Origin of the sequence: Olivibacter sp. LS-1 (assembly GCF_008245145.1) — a bacterium.
GTDB lineage: Bacteria > Bacteroidota > Bacteroidia > Sphingobacteriales > Sphingobacteriaceae > Olivibacter > Olivibacter oleidegradans.
On record NZ_CP041643.1, the window covers coordinates 1,494,849 to 1,520,631 of the forward strand.

Sequence of the window (25,783 nt, forward strand, 5' to 3'; positions counted from 1 at the left end):
GTAGTTCAAATGAATAAATTTAGATGGATAGTAATTTTATTGGCGGTTTCTAAAGTTACGTTTGCACAAACAAATCAGCCACTAAACCCAACGTTAAATCAAATCGTAGGACCATCACCTAATGCTTCGGCCTTAACCAAATTTGGGAATATTCCCGTTGGACCCAGCACAGGCATTCCTCAAGTGAGCATACCGATCTATAGTTATAAGAATACCTCCAATAATCTCCAGCTTGATGTTTCTCTCGACTATCATGCGGGTGGGGTAAAGTTAGAGGAGCTAGCGTCTAGTGTAGGATTGGGCTGGGCTCTTAATGCAGGAGGTGTAATTACACGAATAGTTAGGGGCAGTTATGATGAGGAGCCTTCTAACGGCTTCATTAACAACGGACCGTTGCCTGCGAATGAGACGGAAGGTAATTCGCCGGTCGATATTAGCTTAAGACCGTTCAACAATATTTATGCTGGCGTACGCGATGGACAAAGCGATATATTCGTATTCAATTTTTGTGGAAAGTCAGGCAAATTCATGTTTGGGAAAAATGGTGATTTTTTAATGCTCAAGCAACAAAATCTAAAAATTACTAAGCAAATGGGGAGGTTGGAAAATCGTGACATGATTGTCCAATTTACAATCATAGATGAAAAGGGTTTCACTTATGTTTTCAATGAAGCAGAGGTTACCACAAACATAGGAGCCGTTTGGACGGGGACGAAAACCTTCTCCTCTTCATGGTATCTAACGGAAATTATAGATCCTACTAATAGCAACAAAATTACGTTGCAATATAGCCCCTATGGGATAAGTAATTATTATGTAGGTACTTCGGAAACCCGCTTCGAAGCTTTCGCCGAGAATTGGGTAACACGAAACGGTACTAACTCATCCACATCATCACAAAGTATAACAGCTAAGCGGCTTAATAAAATTATCTTTCCGAACGGTGTAACCGCAGATTTTACTTACGATAATGTCCAAAGGACGGATCTACCAGGCGATTATCTCCTGAAGAAAATCAGTATAACTGATGGGCTGAATAAACGGGGATATGAGCTTAAACAGGATTACTCGTTGAACCGAGCTACATTGACCGAAGTAGTACCGCTACAAGGTGTCAATGAAACGAAAGAAAAATCGTATATTCTGAATTACTTTAGTGAAAGAGGACCGTTCCCAAATAGAAATGCAGAAAGGCCCGATCATTGGGGCTACTATAAAGGTCATGTAGATAGTTGGATACCTCGGGAAATATTCCCTCAAGGAATAGGCTTGGAGGTTGGTGCAGGAAACGCTGTTCAACCTAGGTATGAATTGCCGGGTTCTAACAGACATACTGACTCAGTTTATATAAAAACAGGTTCGCTAACAAAAATTACGTACCCTTCGGGTGGCTATACAACTTTTGAAATGGAGGCTAACAAAGCGGTGGATAGTTGGCTTAACCAAGAATTTACCGTCTCTATTCCTAATCCGCCGTATATTGAACGAACCTCGTCGTGCTATGTTAATAGCGCAGATCCTTATAAATCGGATTATCGAGATATCACCTATAATGGAGAGAATAATAGCTCAACAACTTTTAAAATTACATTGAATTCCGGAGTTGGTGGAACATGTAACGGTGGGTGTACCATAACAGCTGAATTTTATAATTCAACGAATCCGTCTACCATGCGCATTCTAGCAAGCGGCACGATGTCCTATTCTAGTAACGGATCTTCGGCGACGTTTTCGGTATCTAATCTGATAAAGGGAAATGCTTATCGTATTGTTATGTATTCCAGTGGATTACAAAATTTCTCGAGTTATATCGGAATTTCATGGCAGGAAAAAGGCGAAGCCGGATCTACAACGAAAACCTATAGTAACAAGCAAACGCATGTGGGAGGTTTGCGCGTTGCCGCAATTAAAGATTACGATGGTATATCATCCACACCGGTCAATACTCGGGAATTTGAATATACACTTGATGACGGAAAAACCTCTTCCGGAATACTGGGCGTCTATCCCATTTATTCGTTTGAAACGGATTATGATTATATCGAAGCAAACGGCATCCCTGCTTATTATCCTGGATCTCCTAACGTGATAATTAGAAACAGCTCATCTGTTACCGATTTGGTTAATATTAACGGAAGCCCTGTTACCTATAGTCGTGTTGTAGAAAAACTGACGAATAATAGTGTCAGTAATGGAAAAATTGTAAGGTATTTCACGACGTTTGAGCATTCACGACCCATTATTACCGGATTTCCTTTTGCTCCCGCAGATTATACGGACTGGAGTTATGGTTTAATGTTGGAAGAGCAGGTCTTTAATGCAAGCAACCAGCCTGTAACAAAAACGGTCAACAACTATCGCTTTGTACAAGATACTTACTATCGAGATCCGGTCAGGCTTAACAATTTTAGATCGATATCCATTGCGCCTGTCGTATTCTTGAATTATGCTCAAAAAATTGATCCCAACGGTTCACCACGATATTTTCGGATGCGGGATTTCACGCCTGATGCTGGAAGAGCTGAATTAATAAAAGTAACGAATACAAAATATGATGGTGGCGGACAAGTTACGGAAGTTCGAGGTTACGGTTATGACGGAAACTATTATTATTTAAAGAGCGATACGCTCACCGATAGCAAAAGTGTTAAAGAAATCCACACTTATAAATATCCAAAGGATATGGTCGATGAAGGTAGGGACCCTAACGGGGTATACCAAACGATGGTGGACAAGAATATGATGGATTATCCATTAGAAAATAGGTTATCTGTTAATACGCAAAATAACATGATTTATAATGTGATAACAAATTATTTTAAACCCATTTCAACCGCAAATATTTATGTGCCCCAAACAGTTTCTACCGATAAGCCCGGTCAGGGAAATGTTGTAAGGGTACGGCATCATGCGTATGACAGCAGAGGGAATGTGCTAACGTCTTCACTAGAAAAAGGAACTTTGGTCAGCTATTTATGGAGTTACAACGCACAATACCCGGTCGCTGAAGTCAAGAATGCAAGTCAGGTCGATATTGCCTATGCAGGCTTTGAAGCCGAAGGGAAAGGGAATTGGAATTATGCAGGTGCGCCCGTTGCTGCGACTAATAATCCAGCTGGCAGAAAAGTCTATAATTTATCGGGCGGAGCACTCAGCAAAAGTGGATTAACAGCGGCACGAGAATATGTAATGACTTATTGGGTTCAGGGCGCAACTCGGCCAACTTTGAAACTTGGTGGTACCGTAAATACAGCATCTACAGCAGTCTCAACGTACAAGGGTTGGACCCAATATCGTTTGCAATTTAAAGGTGTAACTTCCGTTGAGCTAAGTGGAGCGGTGGTGGTTGATGAAATTCGCTTGCATCCCCTTGAAGCGTCAATGACAACCTATACATATGACCCGCTTTTCGGAATGACTAGCGTGACAGACCCATCAGGAAGAACAGTTTATTATGTATATGATGGACTAGGCAGACTTTCGGAAAGTAGAGATATGGAGGGTAAATTACTGGAAAGCTATAATTACAATTACCGTAACTAAGCAGGAGGATAAATAAAATGAACATACGAATTAAAACAACAATGCTGTTTATTGGATTCCTCTTAGTAACCGTTGTTATTAAAGGGCAACAACAGGACTTGGTGCTAAGCACTTATGATGGTAATTCAACTGAGCTTAAAGCCACAAAGAGTATTACGCTTAAAAGCGGCTTTTATATCCCTTCAGGAAAAAATGTACGAATATATATTGTACAGGATGCTTCTTTGATTCCTATGCCTGCAACTTTTCCTGCATCGCAAAACTATGTGTTGAAAACTGTCTATACAATGCCTTTAGATGCTGCATCTACGGCCACAACTGCCGCACAGAAAATGCAAGATATCGAATACTACGATGGGCTTGGACGATCTGTACAGACGGTGTCTGTTAGGGCAAGTTCCGGGTATGGCGATATTGTAACTCATCGCACTTATGACGCTTTCGGAAGGGAAGACAGAACTTATCTCCCTTATGTGTCAGGCGAGAACGGAGCCTACAAAACAGATGCAATAACTGCTCAGGCAGCTTATTATAATGGGGGTAAGGACGGAGTAGTTGTCATTCCTAAACCTACCTCTGGGACTACGGCAACACCTTCGTTTAATAGACCTATGTATGAAGCGGCTCCGACAAACCGAGTACTGGAACAGGGGTTCGCCGGTGCAATTTGGCAGCCATCTACTGCTGGCTACACAGGTGGAGGGCATAGCATCCGTACGGAATACACGGTAAATAACGCAGTGGCCTTCACTACCGTTGCCACTACGCGACTAGTCAGCAATTATGGAGTAGGTTACGATCAATATGGCGATCCGGTCCTTCAACTTAATGGGGTTTACGCAGCGGGTGAACTTTCTGTGAAGATATCAAAAGATGAAAATTGGACAAGTACAAAAGGAAGACTTGGAACGGTGGAAGAGTACATCGATAAACAAGAAAGGATAGTGCTAAGGCGTACTTTTAATAAGAATGGAGCAAATACCGAAATGCTCAGCACTTATTATGTATACGACAATTTTGGCAATCTGTGCTATGTCCTCCCTCCAGGTTTATTGCCCGATCGTACATCGGGTGCTATATCCCTGGATGATATTACGAAGTTCGCTTATCAATATCGCTATGACAAGCGAAATATGTTGTCGCAAAAAAAGCTCCCTGGTAGCAATGCTTGGCAGAAAATGATATATAACAGCCAAGGGTTGACGGTGATCCATCAGGATGGACAAAAAGCAGCGGACGGGGCAGACTATAATCTATTTTATAAATATGATGGGCAAGGGCGATTGGTTATGAAGGGGACACAAAAGAATGGTGTTATTCCTTGGTGGGAAACACAGCATGCTGTTGATGGGCAGGCTTTCCCAACGCATTGGGAAGAACGCTCAACTGCTACTGGTAACCTACATGGCTACACCAATCGTAGTATGCCCATATTGCCTACAGCTACGCCTGTCAAATATGAGATTATGGAAGTAAATTATTACGATAGCTATTCGGGCTTCACTCCGCCTAGTCATACAAAACCTGCTAGCTATAGTCAGCAAGTGCAGGGGTTGGTAACAGCAAAAAAGGAACGTGTAATTGGTGCATCAACAGAAACCTGGCTCTGGACGGTCTATTACTACGATAGCAGAGGGCGTGTGCAGATGGAATGGAGCCAGCATTATAAAGGAGCGACATTGAGTGGAAATTACAATACATTAGAATACTCTTATAACTTTAATGGTCAGCCTACGCAGACCATTCAAAAAGTGTATACAGCAAATGCACTTGCACTCACGGTAACTACTAAATACAGTTACGATCATAGAGGTCGCCTCCTTGACACAAGAAAGCAGGTAAAAGATGGAGCTTCAGCGGCTGGAGCAGAAGTCCTGATCGCACGTAACAGTTATAACGGTGTTGGCCAGCTAATGACAAAGAGCTTGCACGGGAAAACCGATGGTAGTTTTGAAGAGGCCGTTAATTACGCCTATAATTCGCGAGGTTGGGTTACTACTATCGGATCAAAACTATTCAGTCAAACACTTCGATACAATGATGCTTTGGCTGGGGGAACCGCGCAGTATAATGGTAATATAAGCGGACAGGAATGGAAGCGAAATAATGCGGCAGCGGGCAGTTATCAATATACTTATGACGAAATTAACCGACTTGTAAACGGGACGGCGAGTGACGGAAAGAAGGAGCTACTGGAATACGATGTCATGGGTAACATTAAAGGCTTGACACGTGACGCAGGTGCAAAGTGGGTATACCGTTATGAGGGTAGCAAACTATTGGATATTAAGTTCGGTACAACTACTTATTCCTATACGCATGATCCTGCAAGTGGGAATATGACGCGTGATGGTCGCAATGCTAATGACATCGCTTATAATTACTTGAATTTACCCGAAAAGATAACTGGAGCTAAACCGATAACGTATACCTATACCGGCGCAGGTGTGAAACTTCGTTCCGTAAACGCAGGTATAGTACGTGACTATGTAAAGGGAACGGAATGGAAAGATGGTAGCTTGGAAATCATCCATACGGAAGAAGGACGTATCTCAAAAAATGGAAGCAGCTTTATCTATGAATACGTATTGAAAGACCATTTAGGTAACAGTCGTGCAGGTTTTCGCGTGAATACTAATGGAACGGTAGAAGCGAATTTAAAACGTGACTATTACCCGTTTGGTATGGAGCATGCAGATGCAACATCCATTACACCATCACCGAAAAATAACTATCTTTACAACGGGAAGGAATTGCAGGACGGAATAGGACAGTATGATTACGGTGCAAGGTTCTATGACCCGGTGATAGGTAGATGGGGCAGTGTGGATCCCCTGGCGGAAAACCACTATGAGCATACACCGTACAACTATGTACTGGGCAATCCGGTAAGGTACGCGGATTTCATGGGGCTGGATACGATATCAGCAAATGATAATATCACACCTGTTAAAGCAGGAGACACCAGGCTGCTTGAAAACGGAGGCTCTACTGTAGCTTCACAGGGTGAAATACCGGTTACGGCAAACGTAAACCGGCACGTTGCTTATTTTAATGAGTATAGTAATCTGTCAGGAAATGCGGATGAGGGTATTGCGGGCAGTATGGCCTTTGGCCTCAGGGCGGGCCCCATAGGAGCGGTAGTTGTGGGCGCTGTTGCGTTGATTCCTATATTGCAGAACTTACCTCAGAATTTACCTCCTGCACCCGGGTTTGGAGATCCGTCCAAATGGGGATATACTTATAGACCACCATCACTGGATCCTATAAATAATCCTCCGAAAGGATTCGATCCTAATGAACCTCCTAAAGATGTGACAAAACCTATCAGATGGTTGCTTTACGGAAAAGGATTATACGAACTCTATGACGAATACAATAGTCATATGGAAAAACTGAAACAAACAGCAAGTGACAATACTAGGGTAGTAAACCCTCAAATAAAAAAAGGCAATAGGAGATGAAAAAGAGAGTGATTTGGAATAAAATTTCCAATTATTGCATTGCCATTATCGGAATTATGATTGTCTCAAAAATGTTTTTCAGACAATATCTAGGCAATGTTATGGACTTCATTTTTTTGATGGCAATAATAGCTAGCGTATTGTTTTTAGTTGCTGAAGTCATGAAATATATAACAAGGAATGAAAAATGATGACGAGAAAGAAATGGCTGCAGATAGGTCTTTATGGCAAAATAATATCAGTTTTCTTTATGGTGAATATATTTTTAGATGTAATCAATGAAAAGTTATTGCACTATTGGATCCCTGTAGAGATTGTTGCTTATCTGTTCTGGTTGAGTCTGGGGCTTTTTCTGGGCTTTCAGTTATGTAAGTATCTAGTCTTTAAGAAAGAAAAGGAATAGTCGAGATAGTAACTACTTGTTTAAGGAGGCCCATTCGTACAAACGGTGGGCCTCTTTATTGTGCATTGACCAGTTTGAAGGCTACTTCCACGGGTTATCTCGTCCTTTACGTATCTAGAAATCCGTGGTCAATCGACCACTAGATTCCATCGCGAATTGACTATTTGAACAAATTGGAGAACAGAAAAACATGCGTTTTGAATACTCCCAATAGGGTTTTTGATGAATAATTTCTATTATATTGCCTGGTTATCGAATTCCGGTATTACTGGTCAAGGGTATCAAAATCTCAGGCTTGCTCGATGAACCTGTTCTCAGTTATTTTTCGATGAGCCTAATTTTCGTGTTTTAAAGTTTGGCATTTTAAAGCTATTTTGGTATTTTTGTATTGAACTAGTGAAAGCTCGAATGGGTCGTAGCTGGTGGTATTAAAGAAATTGACCGCTCCTAATAAGGAGCGGTTTTTATTTCGGATAAAAGACAATACCATATTCATTTTATACTTTTCTACGAATTCCTGTATATTTTTGACCAATTTGGGATTAAAAAGTTTTTTGGGAAGTTATTTTCGATAAGCCTAATTTCGTGTTTTAAACTTTTTCATCCCTTCGAAAGTATTAATTAGGGCGTTGCCGAAAGTGAACTCGCTTAGCGTTCCGGGAAAGCCAGCACTAAACCGTACGGGAAATTAGCCCTTTGTTACAATTCAGAATTTGCCAGAGCAATGTAATTGGGCTTTGTTTAACTTTTCGTCAGTTTTAAACAATCAAACTAGCAATAATTAAAATAAATTTTCTAATATCAAAACTGTTGAATACTTTTACATCGAACAACTAAATCTGTTTGATATGCAGAATACAACTTGAACCGATATTCTATCTTTTATAGGTAATTTTTTGATTAAGCGGGATAAAGGCGCTTTTATGCACTTTTTTCAAAAGAGCTGATACCGAAGGTATTTTCACTTATCAATAAGGCTATTCAGTAATCAAAGATTAATTAGCGGATTTGCTTATTAGTAAATAATAGTAATAAATAATTGAAACTATGAGAATGAAATTTCTTGTACTCATTTTATTAATGGGTGCTTCGGGGATATCCTATGCCCAAAATACTTTTCCTACTACAGGTAACGTGGGGATAGGTACTACCAGTCCGACCAACAAATTAGATATCAGAGGTACCATTACCATGGACAATGGGGGTGACGCTGCAATTTACACAGGTTTAGGAACTACAGATCTGAGTCGGTATCTCCTTTTACTAAATTCTGCTGCAGCACGCTCGGCCTCGGGTCTAAAAGCAGGAGGTGTGCTAGTAGCAGGCAATTACGCATATGCCAATCCCGGAAAGAATGATTTAATCGTCGAAGGAAACGTGGGTATTGGTACACCCTCTCCTCAAGCTAAACTTGATCTTCAGGGCGGTGGCCTTTCTATTGGCGGTTCAAACCCTACAGCGGGTATCAACGGGTTTAAGAATGTATTTCAGATTAAAGCGACCGACCATGCCGCCATTATTTTCAATCCACGTGAAGCGACTGAGTTGATGTTCGGCTTTCATACCAACGGAAGTTTCTATTGGGGTACAGGAGCAAACTACGTTATGCAGTTAAACAAGACTGGCGACGCTCATATTTCAAACACACTTTCAGTCGGTGGAGCATTGAAATCAGGAAGCAAATTATCCGTAAAGGGAAAGATCTCAGCTCAAGAAGTAGAGGTAACCACAAGCAATTGGCCTGACTATGTCTTCGATGAAAATTATGAGATGAAATCCCTCGCCGAAATCGAAGCGTTTGTAAATGAACATAAACATTTACCAGGTATACCGAGCAAAAAAGAAGCGGAAGAAGCAGGTGTTAATCTGGGTGACATGAACCGTAAGCTGTTGGAAAAAGTAGAAGAATTGACTTTGCACTTAATTGAGAAGGATAAAGAGCTTACTGATGTAAAGGATCGGCTGCTTCTCTTAGAGAAAGCCTTTTCAAAACAGTAACGAATACGATCAAATTCAATTCTTAGATATGATAAGGAATTTTTACACACTATTGGCGGTGATGCTCCTATCGACATTCACGGCGTACACGCAGGTAAATATACCCATGGTATCAAACGGAGGGCCTGCGGGGGCCGGTTCATGGATCCTCTTTCAATCGGGGAATCAGAACACTTCAATTCAGGAGAATTTCGGCATAAATATCTATGGTGATGCCGGACGACCGGTTAGGGTTCGGAATACAAACCTGATGGTTGGATATGGCCCCAACAATGCGCCGATTGGAAACAATCTTTTGGTTAGTGGAAAAATTGGCCTGGGCACCCTTACTCCGGAAGCAAAACTGCATATCGATGGTAATATTTATGCCCTAGGCAGTGAATCCAGATTTTCTTACCAAAGCTTTGTGGACCCGCATTCGGGCGCTGCCTATGGTATTAAAGTGGGTGGCGCCGGTATAGCCGTAAGGGGAAAATCAGTGTTTCTGGATAATGTCGGTATAGGCACGACTAACCCACAGGCAAAATTAGCCGTCGAAGGCAATATTCTGGCTAAAGAGATCAAAGTGAAGACAGATATCTCCGTACCCGACTATGTTTTTGAACCGGATTATAAAATGCTCTCATTATCTGAAGTTGAAGATTATGTAAAAACACATAAACATCTTCCTGAGATACCGTCTGCCAAAGAAATAAGTAAAGAAGGATTGAATCTGGGCGCGATGAATCTATTACTACTTAAGAAGGTAGAGGAACTCACGTTACATTTAATCGAGAAAGATAAAGCTTTAGAAAATCAGCAAAGTCTATTGGATGACGTGTTGAAGCGATTGCAAAAAATAGAACAGCAATGAAATAGTTTTAATAGCCTGTTGTGGTCGAACCATAATAATGAAAACAAAAGTACTCCAAATATGAAGCAATTTATAAAATTTATACTCCTCAGCTTGCTATTTATTCTTGTCCAGAGAATCAGTTACGGGCAAACGCTTGGAGCAGTAAAAGGAAATTATCTGCAGATCAATGCTTTCACGGGGAATGCCGGTGGTAATACATTTTATAATAAACAATGGCTCGTAAGGAATGCGGCAGGCCCGGATTGGCTTACAGCAAGCTTGCATGATGGTATAGCCATAGACGGATCTTTTCATGTTCCAATGTCCACGTCAAAAACTTGGTGGGAACGTAATCCTTACCTCGGTATACAATCATGGGGATCAGGCGCAGAAACGTATATGACATTGAAAGAAGGGCATTTAAGCTTAAATACTCCTACAAATGGATGGGTATTGTCAAGTAAAGCGACGGTCACGAACGCAGGTGAATATAACGGTATTAAACTACTTACGGGTTATCCAAATGATACCAACAAATGGGCTGCTGTAGTGGCGACGGCCGAAGACCTCCATAGTAATTCAACAGGATTGGCGCTTTATTCAAGCGCTTTGGAAAGGATACGCATAGCAGGGAATGGTAACGTGGGAATCGGTACCACTACGCCTAAAGCAAAATTGGCTGTTGAAGGAAACATTTTAGCTAAAGAAATCAAAGTAAAAACAGATATCTCCGTGCCTGATTATGTCTTTGAACCCGATTATAAGATACGATCGCTCTCCGAAATTGAAAATTATGTGAAGGAACATAAGCACCTTCCAGAAGTTCCATCAGCGAAAGAAATAGGTGAAGAGGGATTGGATTTAGCAGAAATGAACCTGCTGCTTTTGAAAAAAGTGGAGGAATTGACTTTGCATTTGATAGAAGAGAGAAAAGGGCGAGAAGAGCTGGCAAGATATTGTAACCAACGTATAATGGTTTTGGAAGAGAAGTTGGGAAATCTATCAGCTGACAAACCGAATTATAAATAAGATCTGAAAAATCAGGTACTTAATTACGCATAAATGAAAACCTATCCCACTGCAAAGATTTTAGCAGTTACCGCAATATGCCTGTTGCTGCTCAAAAAGAACGCGCTGTCGCAAACGGTCACCACATTAGCGCCTGGAGACCTTAAAAGCATTGTTATCAACATGAATGGCAGTAACGACTATACCCGAGGAGTCATTTTGCTACATGAAATGTATAACGGAGTCAATCTTGCCAATAATTATGCCATTGGTACATTGACCGCCCGGAGGGGGACGGCCGCTTCTGTAAATAGAATCGCCGTAGCGGAACTTAATACTTCATCGGCTTATCAAAGTACCGCCGCCGCTTTAACATCACAAACAGATGGAGCTGTTTGGAAATTGAAGACGTGTATATATAGCGGGAAAAAATATTTAGCTGTAGATGTTCTGTATGCTGCACCTCGCTTCGAGAGCTATAAATTCAGTGGATGGACTATTTCTTCAGGCGAAAATATGCTTTATGTGGCCTATGAAACGAATGGCCAGGCCGTAAATCAATCGTTGATATCCAATCTGGCAGATTACGAGGGAACGATGCACTCTACGCAATTCTTAAGAACTAGCAACTTCATGGGTAATGTCGGCATTGGCACTACAAATCCGCAGGCCAAACTAGCAGTAAACGGTAATATCCTCGCTAAAGAAATCAAAGTAAAAACCGATATATCCGTGCCCGATTATGTCTTTGAACCAGACTATAAAATGCAATCACTTGCCGAAATCGAAAATTATGTAAAGGAACACAAACATCTTCCTGAGATTCCATCAGCGAAGGAAATAAAGGAGAAAGGATTGGATTTAGGCGAAATGAACCTTTTACTTCTCAAGAAGGTGGAGGAGCAGACTTTACACCTTATCAAACAACAGAAGAAGATCGATGCGCTGCTTAGCAGGCAAAAAAAGCTGCAGCAGGAAGTGAACACATTAAAAGGCAATTTGATCAAATAGAGTGCGAAATGGGCAGGTCTGCGTTAAAAATGATCGAATGCAATACCAAATAACATCAAAACATAATATATTAAATATGTTAACTAGCTTAATAGATACCAATTTACCGCCGAAAGGTAGAAAAAGGAAAAAGAGAGCATTAAGCCGATGGTCTTTAACGGTTATTCTAACTTGGTTTACGCTGTTACACGCTGTAGCCCAAAGTGTAGTTGATCCGTATAAATCCTTGTTTCCCAATGTTATCGAGCCTGCGCCCACCTCCAAGGCGTTGCAAAAGTTTTTAGGATATCCTGTTTCCCATGCAACTGGTCTGGTCGATATAACCATACCGCTCTATGAATTGAAGTTGAGAAATCTATCAATCCCTATTTCGTTGCGATACCATTCGTCAGGTATAAAAATACAGGATCATCCGGGTATAGTTGGCTATGGCTGGTCATTATTTCCCGGATTCAAAATTTCCAGAACCATTATGGGAAAGCCAGATGATAAATATCCGGTAAAGGGTGGGTTTGATCCTGGTAATTTAACATTTGATCAGCTTCAACAAAGATTGGTAAATCTAGCCCTTCCGGCGTCTTATCTGGATGTGAATACTACCGAAGACGGGCAATATGATATTTTTTCGATCCATTTGCCAAATCTGGATGGCTCTTTCATCGTTCAATACATTAATGGCGTTTTCCAAGCTAAAAGTATACCGGACAATCCGCTAGCTATCAAGCCTATAGTCGTCAATGTGAATTCAGGGACAAGTGCTCTTTTCTCGGGTTTTGAGGTAATGGATGATAAAGGTGTGAAGTATATTTTTGGAAATGAAGCAAACTTTCAAGAATTCTCGGATGCCCGTACTACAAATGTAATAACAGGTTGGATGCTAAAGGAGATCCTTCTACCGAATGGGGAGAAGATATCCATAGAGTATACGACTATACTGGAGTACCCGACAATTACTCCGTCCTATTGTAGTGTTTTGGATAATGGAAAGGTCTATTTCGGAGACCTTACTCAAATACGTACCAAAGTCAATCAAAAAACAGGAGGGGCGGGCTATAATGTTGCATATAACATTTCGCCTTCCGCTGACCCGGCCAGGGAACTGAAAGTGCCATCGGTTATTCGATCAAAAGATCAAACCATAACATTCAACTATACAGATATTGGAAGCAGAAAGCGGCTGTCTTCTATTGCGATACCGGCAACAAACCGAACTGTAACGCTCTCGAACGATGCGTCTAATTTTCTCAGACAGGTTGCTATCAGTGGAGAAGGAGCCTATAATCTAGACTATTATAACCAACCCTCTCAGTTTTCACAAACGTCCATTGATTGGTGGGGATTCTTTAATAATGCCGGGAACGAGAATAATATACCACGCTTTCAATTGCAAATGCGAACGCTTGGAAGTACGAGTTTTACCACGATGGTGGGTGGAGCTTTTCGCGAACCAAGTGCGACAAGTATGGAGGCCAAATCGCTTAAATCTATCACCTATCCCACGGGCGGTATTTTCACCTTAAAATACGAACCTCATAAGTTTATCATAAACGGAACTGAAAAAATCGGCGCCGGTTTACGGGTTACGTCAACAGAATCCTTTGACCCTGTCGCTGGACAAACGATTGTAAAGAGCTACCAATACGAAGACGCACATTATACAGCAGGTAACTATCCAATTGGGAACGATTTTATTAAGGAAACGGAATTATGTTATCGAGAGCCGGACCCGTTTGTTGATCGACTGGATTTTTCGATACGTTCGCGTACGATTAGTACGTTTTCCCCCAATGCGAATATATCGAACAACAGTACACCCGTCTGGTATGGGAAAGTAATAGAGTTCAGCAATGAAGGTAAAACCGAATACCATTACGAGTATTTTCCCGATGCAAACAACAATCGGTTAAGTCTTGTACCAATATCTGAATTTCACGTACTGCGTGTAAATAGACTTGTATATTCAGCTCCACGACTCCTTCGGCAACAGATTTTCAAGCGAGTTGGAAGCGGTTATGAACCTGTAAAATCAATCAATAATATTTATTCTCCCGCACAACCATACGTATCTAATATCCAGGGATACATTGCAGTGCCATTTAAACGTTTTAAGACGATCGATAACGAGCGGAATTCTGATTTTACAGCATCGGGACCTTCCACTACAACGGGTACACTATTAAATGTTTTTGGTTCTCCAATAGCATATAGTGCGTATTATATCACTACTGACAATACCTCGTTGACCGAGACGCTCACCGCAACTTATAGTGCAGCTGATAGTACAGTTGAAAAAATAGTTTATACATACGATGCTGCAAGACCTTACAATCTGGCAGAGAAAACAACATTGACTAGCGATGAGGGAACTTATAAGGAAAGCTATTATTATACCAACAATACGATTCCTAATAGGTCTGCTCTTACTACGGCCCAAAACCAGGTTATAGCACAAATGGATCAAGCGAACTATAAAACGACGGTTATCCAGCAGACTCTCGAAAAGGGAGGAAAACGTGTGTTCAGTAATCTTGTTGGTTACAAAAAATTGTCAGACTTCTTTTTTCTGCCCGAAACACAATACACTCAGCTGGGTAGCAGCACTATAATGGAAGCTAAATTAAACTATTTGCGATACGACAATCTGGGTAATGTTTTAAGTGTTTCAAAGCCGGGAGCACCACATATATCGTATGTGTATGGCTATAACGGGCTGTATCCGATAGCAAAGATCGAGAACCTGGAATACAGTGCGGTAGAAGCGGCTCTAAACGGTAACTCTGCCATAGAAACTTTCCGGAATAAAGTTAATCCAACGGATGCAGAAGTCACGAATTTCTTGTTGCCTTTGCGGTCGACTATATCAACCGGAGGAAGACTTATGAATTCCTACACCTATAGACCACTTTTCGGCATAAGCAGTAACATCGACCCTTCTGGCAGAACTACCTATTACAACTATGACAGCTTTGGGCGCTTGGAAGAGATAAAAGACACCCAGAGCAAGACAACGGATACCTATGAATACCATTACAGGCAATAGAGCTATGAAAGCAGGAAATAAACATACACCATATATTGACCTAAAACGTATCAATTTGGGGGCGATCAAAAAGCTTTTCGTCGGGGCAATTGTAACGCTGACCCTACCATTGTCCGTATCCGCACAATTGGTGCTAAGCACGCCCACAACAGGTGTAAAGACGGACCCTGTAAGCATTACCCTAAGGCCGGGTTTCAGCACGACGAGCTTTCATGCCTATATCACGAGCATATTACCGCCCGTGGCGCTGGGCAGCAGCCCCAGTGCAGACCGGAACTACATCCGGACGCGGACGTATCTGAGCCCCACTGTCTCGGCCACACCGCAGACCAATGAGATCATGGAGGATATCAGCTACTATGACGGGCTGGGGCGGTCAATCCTGACAATCGGCACCAAGGCAAGCCCGAGCTATAAGGATATCGTCAGTGCCCGGAGCTACGATGCCTTCGGGCGGGAGGACCGGAGCTACCTTCCGTATGCCACGGCGGCAACCGGTAACGGCGCCTACCGAGCGGCCGCGGTAACGGAGCAGGCCACTTTCTACAATGCACCGCCGACAGGAGTGGTGACCATCGCCAAACTTACAAGTGGCACCACGCCCTCTTTCGGCAGGCCTGTATACGAGGCCAGTCCGTTGAACCGGGTACTGGAACAGGGCTTTGCGGGCGCTGCCTGGCAACCAGGCACGCGGGGCACCAATACAGGCCGTACCGTGGCAACGGAATATACCACCAACAATACAACAGCGATCAGCGACTTAGCTAATACACGGCTGGCCAAACTGTATACGGTAACCTATGATGCTGCCGGCAGGCCGAAGCTGAACCTTTCGGGCAATTACGGAGCGAACCAGCTGTATGTAACGGTAACGAAGGATGAAAACTGGGCAGGCGGCAGCGGTAGCTTTGCCTCACGTCTGAATACCACGGAAGAATATACGGATAAACAGGGAAGGGTGGTACTAAAACGGACTTTCAATACCTACAAGAGCGGTACCACGGATGTGAACGAGATCCTGAGCACCTATTACGTGTACGACGATTACGGTAACCTGTGTTTTGTGCTGACGCCTGGAGTGAATGCCGATACCGCACGGCCGACAGAGCAACAACTGAAAGATCTGTGCTATATGTACCAGTACGACGGCCGTAACCGGATGAAACGGAAGCATTTACCCGGAAGGAGCCGCTGGGAAAGCTTTAATTACAATATGATGGACCAGCTGATCCTGCACGAAACGGCGAAGGATTCGGCGGAAACCTATAACGGCCATGCCGGAAGGAATCACCATTTCTACAAATACGACGGGCTGGGCAGGTTGATCATGACCGGTATGGAATGGGGGCGGACGGGCACACAGGAAGAGATCGAGGGTTATATCAAAGAACCCGGCAGGGCGAATACACAGTGGGAGACACGGACCGACGGGAGCAGCAGTCTGCACGGTTATACCAATGTAAGTATTCCTACCGCCTCGGCGAATTTCGATGTGCTGGAGGTGAACTACTACGACTATTACGGCAGTATACCGGGCTTTCCGTCCAACCTGGACAAACGCTCGCAGTACTCGGCAAAGACCCAGGGGCTATTGGTAGCAAAAAAGACCAAAGTGATGGGCTCGAACAACGTTTACCTCTGGACGGTGTACTACTATGACGAGCGGGGCGACAATGTACGCACCTTGAGCCAGCACTATAAGGGTGGGGCCTATAACCTGAACAATTATGACGATATCATCAACGAATATACCTTTACGCACAAGCTGAAGAAGAGCACCCGCAACCATTATGCAGGAACTACCACGGTTGCGGTAACGGTGACCACGGAATATACCTATGATCACCGCGACCGCCTGATCGATACCTGGAAGACGGTAACGGGCGGGGCCAAAACACTGGTTGCCCGTAACGAGTACAATGAGGTGGGGCAGCTGCGGGCAAAACAGCTGCACAGTGAGGACCAGGGCGGTACCTTCGGGCAGCGGATAGGTTATGCCTATAATGAGCGGGGCTGGCTGCGCTATGCCAATTCGGAGCTGATGCAGCTGCAGTTGCAGTACAATACCGGCACAGCGAAATACTATAACGGCAACATTGCCTACCAGACTTTCTCGCGGAAGCATACGGACGGAACTACCGCCAGCGGTACCTACAGTTATACCTATGATGCAGTAAACCGGCTGCGTGAAGGGATCATGGCAGGCGGAAAGGGGCGGGAGGGGATCGCCTATGACAAACTGGGCAACATCACGGCGCTGAACCGCAGGGCGAGTGATGGACTGACTGCCGATAGTCTTGCCTACAGTTACAGTGGTGGAAGACTCACCTCGGTGAATGACCGGAGCACCAATATCGGGGCTGCCTATATGCTGGCGGGGACAACGGCCTATACCTACGATGCCAACGGCAACATGAGCACGCGGGTGAACTCGGCCAATACAGCGAACAACATTACGGCAACCGTTTACAATTACCTGGATCTGCCGCAGACGGTTACGGCAAACGGTACAGCGGTAAGTTTTATTTACGATGGCAGCGGTAAAAAGTTGCGGAGCGTGAACGCGGTGAACGGGCAGACGCGGGATTACATTGACGGGATCGAGTATAGCGGCACGGCACTGGAGCTGATCCATATGGAAGAGGGGCGGATACTGAAGGGAACCAGCGGCTACACCTACGAATATATACTGAAGGATCATCTGGGCAATAGCCGCTCGGGCTTCAGGGGAACCAACGCCGTGGCGACCACGGCCAACTTCGGTTCGGACTATTATCCTTTCGGACTGGCATACCAATCAAAGATTGCACAGCCAAGTCCGAAAAATAACTATCTTTACAACGGGAAGGAATGGCAGGATAAGTTAAAGACCCTTGATTACGGGGCAAGGTTCTACGATCCGGTGATAGGGAGATGGGGAAGCGTGGATCCTTTGGCGGAGCAGGGAAGAAGATGGTCGCCTTATGCGTATGCGTTTAATAATCCGATAAGGTTTGTTGATCCAGATGGTATGTGGCCGGATGATCCTCGGGGTAACGGAATGACTATCGTTGAAAACGTTTACTGGGATATGCGGGACAGGGCTTCGTCTGCTGTACTTACTCTAGGTACCTATGTTGCCAATCTTCAGAACGGTGTAACCCCGATACTGGGCATAGATTATACTTATACTGATGCTGGAAGACAGGGGAGCGTTGTTGTCCGTGATGGTAACAAACACGTAGAGGCGGGTGTAGCGGCATTAGATGTTGTGGCGTCATTGCCTGGAGGAGGGCCTGCAGGTTTACTTTCAAAGGCCGCTGGCAGTAAATCTGCTGTTAGTGGCGTTGTTCAAGAGGCGTTGAAAGTCAACAAGAACTCCAATGCGGCAGAGGGCGTGTTTGTGTTGTATGGAGTAAAATCGGATAATAAACTGTTGAAAGTAGGAAAGGCAGATGCTGAAAGGACAACTGCTTTAGGAGACCCGGTAAGAATGAAGGCGAGTGAAAGAGCTGCTCAAAAAGCTGGTTATCCCGATGCTAAAGCCGAAGTCATAGAATCTTTGGGGAAAACCACCACAGGAGCGGCCAAAGAGGCCGAAGCAACTCGTGTAAGAGCGGAGAGAGCCAACGGAAATGATCTGCCTTTAAATAGAGAAAGAGATAAGCGTTATCATAATCAATAAAAGTATGCAAATGAAAGTTCGACATGTTTCTTATGTCCTTGATTTTATGGATAAGGACTTTGATACAGATAGCATAAGTGACGCCTTAACAAAGGAATTTAGTGGAGTCTTTGAAAGCATAAAGAACAGCAAATCGCAAATGTGGGAAATCCAGTTTAGAGCGACGTATACAAATGGAAAAATGCTATTGATCTCTAAAAACAAATTTGGAAACTATACTTCTGATAAAATAAAAGAGATTACCATTCCTATACCAATTCCAGTAGATGAAACGGTGTCTTGGGGAGTTAAACCCCAGCAGCATACCTTGAAAGTAGATCATTATGATAAGCTTTTGAATAACTTTTGGGAGTTGGATGTTGATTATACTAAGTTCTTTAATCGTACCGACTATATAATGGATTGTATGCGGAGGGCAATAAACCTCTGCTTTGAAAAAAGTTATACCGTAAACGGTGTTAAGCTGAATAAGAAGGAATGAAAAAGAGTCCGGTCATTGCGCCGGACTTTTTACTTTAATATAGCCTGTAGTTTCCTCTTGGCGAGGAACCAGATAAGATAAAAATAGAGCCTAAGGAAGTAATAAATCTAACAAAAGGCGTGGAAAGAGATTTCTTTTTGAAGGATGTTGTCAGTCAAAGTGGCTTTAAAAAAATAATGTTTGCTTCTTATAGAGATACGATTGACAATGACTTTTTTTCGTATCTTAAGAATTTTGTTAGGAAAAATGAAAGTAAATATTCTTTAACTATTAGGTATGCATTACCTGAAGAAAAATATGCAATAAAAGAGAAGAGACAATAGAAACCGAAGCGATATGATTATAGAGCTGCGGATATAGCCAATGTTTCTATTGACTTTGTCCAAAAAGTCGGTGCTGATCTAGCTAAAAAGAAAAAATAAAGATTTAAAACAGACATTTAAAGCCGTTTCTTTTTAGGAACGGTTTTTTATAATATGATCGCTCTTTCCCGCTGAACAACTTATTTATCAGTTTTTCTTAGTTTTTCAAGTTCCTCTTTAAGGATTTTGTTCTTCCAACACTAAACCGTAAGGAAAACTGACCCTTTGTTACAATTCATTATTTGCCAGAACAATGTAATTGGGCTTTGTTTAACTTTTCTTGTCACTTTTAAACAATCAAACTACCAATAATTAAAATAAATTTTTTAATATCAAAACTGTTGAATACTTTTACATCGAACAACTAAACCTGTTTGATATGCAGAATACAACTTGAACCGATATTCTCTCTTTTATAGGTGATTTTTCGTTTAAGCGGGATAAAGGCGCTTTTATGTACTTTTTTCAAAAGAGCTGATACCGAAGGTATTTTCACTTATCAATAAGGCTATTCAGTAATCAAAGATTAATTAGCGGATTTGCTTATTAGTAAATAATAGTAATAAATAATTGAAACTATGAGAATGAAATTTCTTGTACTCATCTTATTGATGGGTGCTTCGGGGATATCCTATGCCCAAAATACCTTTCCCTCGACGGGGAATGTGGGGATAGGTACAAGCAGTCCAACGGCTCCTTTGGATATCAAGAAAAGTCCGGAATCCAATAGTGCAGAGCGATTTTTTAAGGCAACCGTTTCAGATGCTGTGGGTGACGAGATAACTATAGAAAATGTAACGGGAATAAATGGCGTTTTCGTGCCGGGAATCAAAGGATTGAGGTCAACAGATAATCGATTCGCATTGACTTTACTGGGTGTACTTGCCGGTTCAGACATTGATGCTGGAACTAATGCAGTAATGGCTTTTGATGCGCGTCTGACTACAAGCAAAATCGTTAACAGGCCTTTATTTGTTTGGAAGAGCTATACAACCGATTACATGACAATGTCAAGTAATGGAAATCTGGGCATTGGCACAGCTACTCCACAGGCCAAACTAGCCGTAAACGGCAATATCCTAGCTAAAGAGATCAAAATAAAAACAGACATATCCGTTCCTGATTATGTGTTTGAACCTGATTACAACCTGCAGTCACTTACCGAAATCGAAGATTTTGTGAAAGAGCATAAACATTTACCCGAAGTTCCATCGGCGAAAGAAATCAATGACAAAGGTTTGGATTTAGCGGAGATGAATCTGCTGTTACTGAAGAAAGTGGAGGAGTTGACTTTGCATTTAATCGATAAAAATAGGGTGATCGATCAACAGCAAAATATACTTACAGACGTGCTGGCGAGGCTAAAGCGGTTAGAAAATAAATAACACATTAAGAACTACATGATATATTAAAGGTTTGGGTAGAGATGAAACACATGAAACAAAAACAATACTTCTTATTTAGTTTACTGATGCTTCTGTGGCTTGGTACATTAGGGCAGACTGAGCCAAAATATATCGGCATCAAAACGCCGGAAAGCTATGCTTTTGGCAAAAATATCGAAACACCGGTTTCCCACTATTCCGGTCGACCGTCCATTTCAATTCCCATTTACGAGATCCAGGTCGGCAACGAGATCATCCCTATCAGCGTCAGCTATAATGCCGGCGGTATCAGAGTCAATGAACGAGCAACAATTGTGGGGCTGGGATGGAATCTCGATCTAGGCGGTCAGATATCGAGAAAAAGGCGGGGAGGTGCAGATGAGAGAGGATTCTACACGAGTAATTCTGTTGCGAATTTCAAGAATTTAAAGAACCATGTTGCTGATCCATACCTCACAGACCGGGCGAGCTACGTATGGAACGCGAAATATAACCTCAACAATGTAGATTATATGCCTGATGAATTTTATTTCTCAGCCTTAGGTTATTCGGGTAGATATATGTTCAGTCAGAAAGCCAACAAATTTGTTTTATTTCCGAAGGAAGATATTGATATCATACGGAATACAGGCGGTTGGGAGTTTCGGCTGCCCAACGGGAATCGCGCAATATTCACGGCTAACGGTGCCATGTCGGAGACTATTACAGGGATGACAGAGCCCGGCTCCAATTCATGGAATATCAATCACCTTGTCACGCCGAAAAACGATAGTGTTACCTTTAATTATGAGTCTTTCAGCTATTTCCTAACGGAGATAGGCCGAGAAGTCAGAATGGTTAACCTCGGTTCAAGTTACGATCTTAGTTATAGTGAAAATAGGTTTTCAGATAAAAGGATTGAAAGTATTAAATTTCCGTCGGGACGGATGATCTTTACCTATATAGCTCGGGAAGACCTGCCCACTAAAGCATTAGATAAAATTAGGATAACAAATAATAAAGGCGAATTAATTAAGGAAGTTGCTTTTCATTATAGTTATTTTCAATCTCCTAATCACTACACCACAGCGAATGTAGCTTTTACAACCTATGCCGTTAAACGGCTGAAATTGGATTCTGTTTCCGTAAAATCATCGATTGCGGCAGATCCACCTGAAAAATATCGTTTTACTTATTATGAGGAGACGAGTATGCCCTCTCGTTTTGCATACAGCAGCGATTATTGGGGTTTTCATAATGGAATCAATAACCCTTCGCTTGTTCCAAACATTGAACCGGACTTGTTTGTTGGCGGCAATAAAAAGGTAGTGCCGGAGCGAGCCAAAGTTTTTTCCTTAAGAACGATGCAATTTCCTGAAGGGGTAACTCGCGAATTTATCTATGAAGGTCACACTGCACTATCGAATAATATTCCAGCGGAAATGCTTTTAACCTATCAGGATGATAATTTCGTTGAAAAGAGCGAGCAGATTTATTTCAGCGGTTATGACAGAACCTATTTTGTGCCGGGGCCGGACTCAGTTTCGTCTTTGTATGAAAAAATTTGGAAGAAAACTTTCGATGTGCCGCAAAACGCGTTTCCCTATCTTGGAAAAGGCTTGCAGATAACTACGGATTTTGGACAAAGTCAGCTGGATCGAATGCTTACTTGTCAGGCTTGCCGTGCAGATTTTGCACTGTATCGTGTAAACGGAGGCCAAAGAACGCTTATCGCATCATTCAGCGCTGTTGATTGTAATAGTAATACACGCGTAGGCTCATATTCAAAAGCTGTAAGTATGTATCCCGGTAAATATCAAATGGAGGTGAAAATTCTCTATAGAACAAGCAGCACGGATCATATCAATCAAAGACATAGTACCGATTTTGTGGTTAAATGGAGAGAGTTAAACTTTATCGAGCAATATGTTAACGTGGGTGGTCTTCGCATAAAGGAAATAAAGGATTATGATAAAAACGTACTGATCAAACACAAAAAATATACTTATGAAAACGGGAGAGTGATAAGTTTTCCTGTGCATCGCAAGCTTCTTGTCGATATAAAAAATCTCAATGGGGCTTACGGAAGTGGTTATTATTCCAATTCCATTATACCATTGGAAACGACCGCAGGTGCTTATACGGGATATGAATATGTTACAGAAGAACAGCTAGGTATAGGTACGACTCAAACTTTGAAAACGAAGTATAGATTTTCCTATAAGGATCCCTTGTTCAGTGAGTTTTACGGTAACCGCTCGATGGCGATGTTGGAGCCCAAAGAATGGGAAAGAGGTAATCTGTTACGTAAGGAAGTATACCGAGGTAATGCTATCATTTATGCTGAAGATAATGAGTATTATTTCTATTCCCCTCATTTGGCAGGAAACAGCTATGAAGAAACAGTAGAAGAAATCAATACGGATTTTATAAGTTTTGCGAATCTTTCAGGCTTCAATTCCCAAATTGCCCCTATTGATTTTCGGGATCCCGTAGGTCTTGATTATACCGGATTTTACTATGGTCTTGATGATTATTTTGTACAGGGTATAAATCCTCCTAATGGTGCGCCGGGAACAAGTGCGGGCTATCCTGTAAGACTTCCCTATTTCGAACGTTATACCGGTTTCGGAAAATTGAAGTCAAGTACGGTTACACGGTATGACGGTGGGACAAGCTCGACGACTACTACGACCTATTATGATAATACAAGTAAACACTATCAGCCGACTCGCGTTGCTGTAACAAAAAGCGACGGAAGTATAGAGGTAATGGCACGTATATATCCCGAAGACTATGCCAGCGGTACGACCTTCATCGATAATATGAAGCGAACAGGCAGGCACCTCATGGCCTACCCAGTAGAGCAGGTAAGATACCGGGAGGTGGGTACGGCGAGGACCATCCTTTCGGGCACAATTACTAAATACCTGACGGGAGGTAAAGGATTGGTGGACCAGGTGCTGGAGCTTGAAACGGCCAGTCCCATCACCCAATCTACGTTCAAGTTCAGCAACACATTCGCAGGGCAGCTGCCCATTGGGACGGGGACGGGGCCTTTCGCACCTGATCCAAGCTATGCCGTTAGATTGACTTATGGTAATACATATGACGCTTTCGGCAATCCGCAACAGGTACTGCCGGCAGCAGGCATCCCTGTAACCTACATTTGGAGTTATAAAGGGCAATACCCGGTAGCTGAGATCCGTAATGCAACATTTACCCAAGTGCAGACTGCATTTGGAGGAAGTGCTGCATTAACATCCTTTATAGCTTCCGATCCTACAGATGCGGTAGTGAAAAGTAAGCTCGATCCGCTCAGAGCGGCGCTACCCAATGCCGTGGTCAGCTGGTATACCTACAAACCATTGGTTGGCATGACCAGCGCAACGGACCCATCGGGCAGGACCACCTATTACAATTACGACGGCTTTGGAAGGTTGAAGGAAACAAAGGATACCCAGAGCAAAACGACCGGTACCTATGAATACCATTACAGATAAAAAAGAGAATAAAATTATGATCAGGTTCTTTATAAAAAGAAAAGCAATATCGCCCGATAAGATTATCGGAAGTGAAAATTCTTCAGGCCATATCCATCAATGCAGGAGGTTTCTGGTTATAGCATTCGCGCTGGTCTGTTCCTTCAGGGTTTCGGCACAGACCAACAGATTCCCGTCGGACGGCAATACCGGTATCGGTACGTTCAATCCCACGGCCAAACTGCACATCGTGGAAGGGAACAACACCTTCAGGTTCAACAGGGGGGCGCTCAATGTAACACCCAATATATCCATCGGAACCTCGGGAGGTAAATCGCTTGCAGTGCTCTCGGGCCTGAACGGGACAGCCTCTGTTTTTGACAATACGGGCACGTTCATGATCGCCGGCGATACCAAGGCCAATATCGATGGCGGCGGCAGCTCGGGAGGCACCCCCTATTTAACGGTCACGGGAGGCGGGTACGTGGGTATCGGCACGGTGAACCCGCAGGAGCTGCTGACGGTGAACGGGATCATAAAGTCGAGGGAAGTAAAGGTGGAGAGCGGGGTATGGCCCGATTACGTGTTCGCGGCGGGCTATAAAATGCCCGGTCTGGCTGAAGTGGAAAAATACATAAGGGAGCATGGGCACCTGCCGGGAATCCCGGGGAAGGAAGAGGTGGCAAGAGAGGGGGTCGGCCTGGCCGAAATGAACCGGAAACTGCTGGAGAAGGTGGAGGAGATTACCCTGCTGCTGATCGAAAACGAGAAGATAAGGGAAAGCCAGGCGAGGGAAATGAAGGAGCAGGCGGCACGGATAGACCGGCTGGAAGACCTGTTAACGACCGGTAAACGAAGATAAGACTTTAGCTATATGAGATCGATCTACAAACTATACGCCGCTTCACTGCTGTTATCATTTACAGCTGTAAAGAGCCGGGCCCAGCTGGTACTGAGCAGCCCGAATACGACGGGGACCTATACGAACGGGGTGAGTATCACGCTCCGGCCGGGCTTCACGAGTCAGGCACCATTCCATGCCTATATAACGAGTATATTACCGCCCGTGGCGCTGGGCAGCAGCCCCAGCGCGGACCGGAACTACATCCGGACGCGGACGTACCTAAG

General features: G+C 43.1%; 15 protein-coding genes and 1 pseudogene. 15 read left to right on the plus strand and 1 reads right to left on the minus strand.

Annotated features, from left to right (window positions below; genetic code table 11):
- The first annotated feature begins 9 nt into the window (after positions 1 to 9).
- The 9 genes and pseudogenes from FKG96_RS06165 to FKG96_RS27180 all read left to right on the plus strand — a co-directional run.
- On the plus strand, positions 10 to 3,543 hold the full coding sequence (locus FKG96_RS06165; RefSeq protein WP_130854322.1) for an RHS repeat domain-containing protein: 3,534 nt from the start codon (positions 10 to 12) through the stop codon (positions 3,541 to 3,543).
- Positions 3,544 to 3,560: 17 nt separating this feature from the next.
- Positions 3,561 to 7,007: a DUF6443 domain-containing protein gene (locus FKG96_RS06170; protein WP_130854321.1), complete on the plus strand. Its 3,447-nt coding sequence runs from the start codon at positions 3,561 to 3,563 to the stop codon at positions 7,005 to 7,007.
- A 187-nt stretch (positions 7,008 to 7,194) separates the two neighbouring features.
- Positions 7,195 to 7,410 (plus strand): hypothetical protein, encoded by a 216-nt coding sequence (locus FKG96_RS06175; RefSeq protein WP_130854320.1) that lies wholly within the window; start codon positions 7,195 to 7,197, stop codon positions 7,408 to 7,410.
- 1,047 nt (positions 7,411 to 8,457) lie between these two features.
- A complete protein-coding gene (locus FKG96_RS06180; protein ID WP_130854319.1) occupies positions 8,458 to 9,408 on the plus strand; it encodes a hypothetical protein in 951 nt (316 codons plus the stop codon).
- Between the two features lie 28 nt (positions 9,409 to 9,436).
- Complete coding sequence (locus tag FKG96_RS06185) at positions 9,437 to 10,261, plus strand: hypothetical protein (protein ID WP_130854318.1); 825 nt, start codon at positions 9,437 to 9,439, stop codon at positions 10,259 to 10,261.
- A gap of 60 nt (positions 10,262 to 10,321) precedes the next feature.
- Positions 10,322 to 11,272: a hypothetical protein gene (locus FKG96_RS06190; RefSeq protein ID WP_149105252.1), complete on the plus strand. Its 951-nt coding sequence runs from the start codon at positions 10,322 to 10,324 to the stop codon at positions 11,270 to 11,272.
- Positions 11,273 to 11,305: 33 nt separating this feature from the next.
- Positions 11,306 to 12,262, plus strand: a complete 957-nt coding sequence (locus FKG96_RS06195) for a hypothetical protein (RefSeq protein ID WP_149105253.1) — start codon at positions 11,306 to 11,308, stop codon at positions 12,260 to 12,262.
- Positions 12,263 to 12,338: 76 nt separating this feature from the next.
- Positions 12,339 to 15,302 (plus strand): hypothetical protein, encoded by a 2,964-nt coding sequence (locus tag FKG96_RS06200; protein ID WP_165446888.1) that lies wholly within the window; start codon positions 12,339 to 12,341, stop codon positions 15,300 to 15,302.
- 340 nt (positions 15,303 to 15,642) lie between these two features.
- Positions 15,643 to 15,969 (plus strand): annotated as a pseudogene (locus FKG96_RS27180) (DUF6443 domain-containing protein); the annotation flags it as partial.
- Positions 15,970 to 16,266: 297 nt separating this feature from the next.
- On the opposite strand, the gene FKG96_RS26675 reads toward FKG96_RS27180, so the two are convergent.
- A complete protein-coding gene (locus tag FKG96_RS26675; RefSeq protein WP_168204532.1) occupies positions 16,267 to 16,476 on the minus strand; it encodes a hypothetical protein in 210 nt (69 codons plus the stop codon).
- A gap of 236 nt (positions 16,477 to 16,712) precedes the next feature.
- Here FKG96_RS26675 and FKG96_RS26680 point away from each other — a divergent pair, with 236 nt between their 5' ends.
- The 6 genes from FKG96_RS26680 to FKG96_RS06225 all read left to right on the plus strand — a co-directional run bounded on the left by FKG96_RS26680 (position 16,713) and on the right by FKG96_RS06225 (position 25,517).
- The gene (locus tag FKG96_RS26680; protein WP_168204533.1) at positions 16,713 to 16,961 is read left to right on the plus strand and encodes a hypothetical protein; all 249 of its coding nucleotides are present in this window, start codon (positions 16,713 to 16,715) and stop codon (positions 16,959 to 16,961) included.
- Positions 16,918 to 18,966, plus strand: a complete 2,049-nt coding sequence (locus tag FKG96_RS26685) for an RHS repeat-associated core domain-containing protein (RefSeq protein ID WP_168204534.1) — start codon at positions 16,918 to 16,920, stop codon at positions 18,964 to 18,966. The genes FKG96_RS26680 and FKG96_RS26685 overlap by 44 nt, the downstream gene beginning before the upstream one ends.
- A gap of 10 nt (positions 18,967 to 18,976) precedes the next feature.
- A complete protein-coding gene (gene imm9, locus FKG96_RS06210; protein ID WP_168204535.1) occupies positions 18,977 to 19,447 on the plus strand; it encodes an Imm9 family immunity protein in 471 nt (156 codons plus the stop codon).
- A 940-nt stretch (positions 19,448 to 20,387) separates the two neighbouring features.
- Positions 20,388 to 21,194 (plus strand): hypothetical protein, encoded by an 807-nt coding sequence (locus FKG96_RS06215; RefSeq protein ID WP_149105257.1) that lies wholly within the window; start codon positions 20,388 to 20,390, stop codon positions 21,192 to 21,194.
- 50 nt (positions 21,195 to 21,244) lie between these two features.
- Positions 21,245 to 24,676 carry an RHS repeat domain-containing protein gene (locus FKG96_RS06220; RefSeq protein ID WP_168204536.1) on the plus strand — a complete coding sequence of 1,144 codons (3,432 nt, stop codon included), beginning with the start codon at positions 21,245 to 21,247 and terminating at the stop codon, positions 24,674 to 24,676.
- Positions 24,657 to 25,517 carry a hypothetical protein gene (locus tag FKG96_RS06225; RefSeq protein WP_149105259.1) on the plus strand — a complete coding sequence of 287 codons (861 nt, stop codon included), beginning with the start codon at positions 24,657 to 24,659 and terminating at the stop codon, positions 25,515 to 25,517. The genes FKG96_RS06220 and FKG96_RS06225 overlap by 20 nt, the downstream gene beginning before the upstream one ends.
- Positions 25,518 to 25,783: the final 266 nt, after the last annotated feature.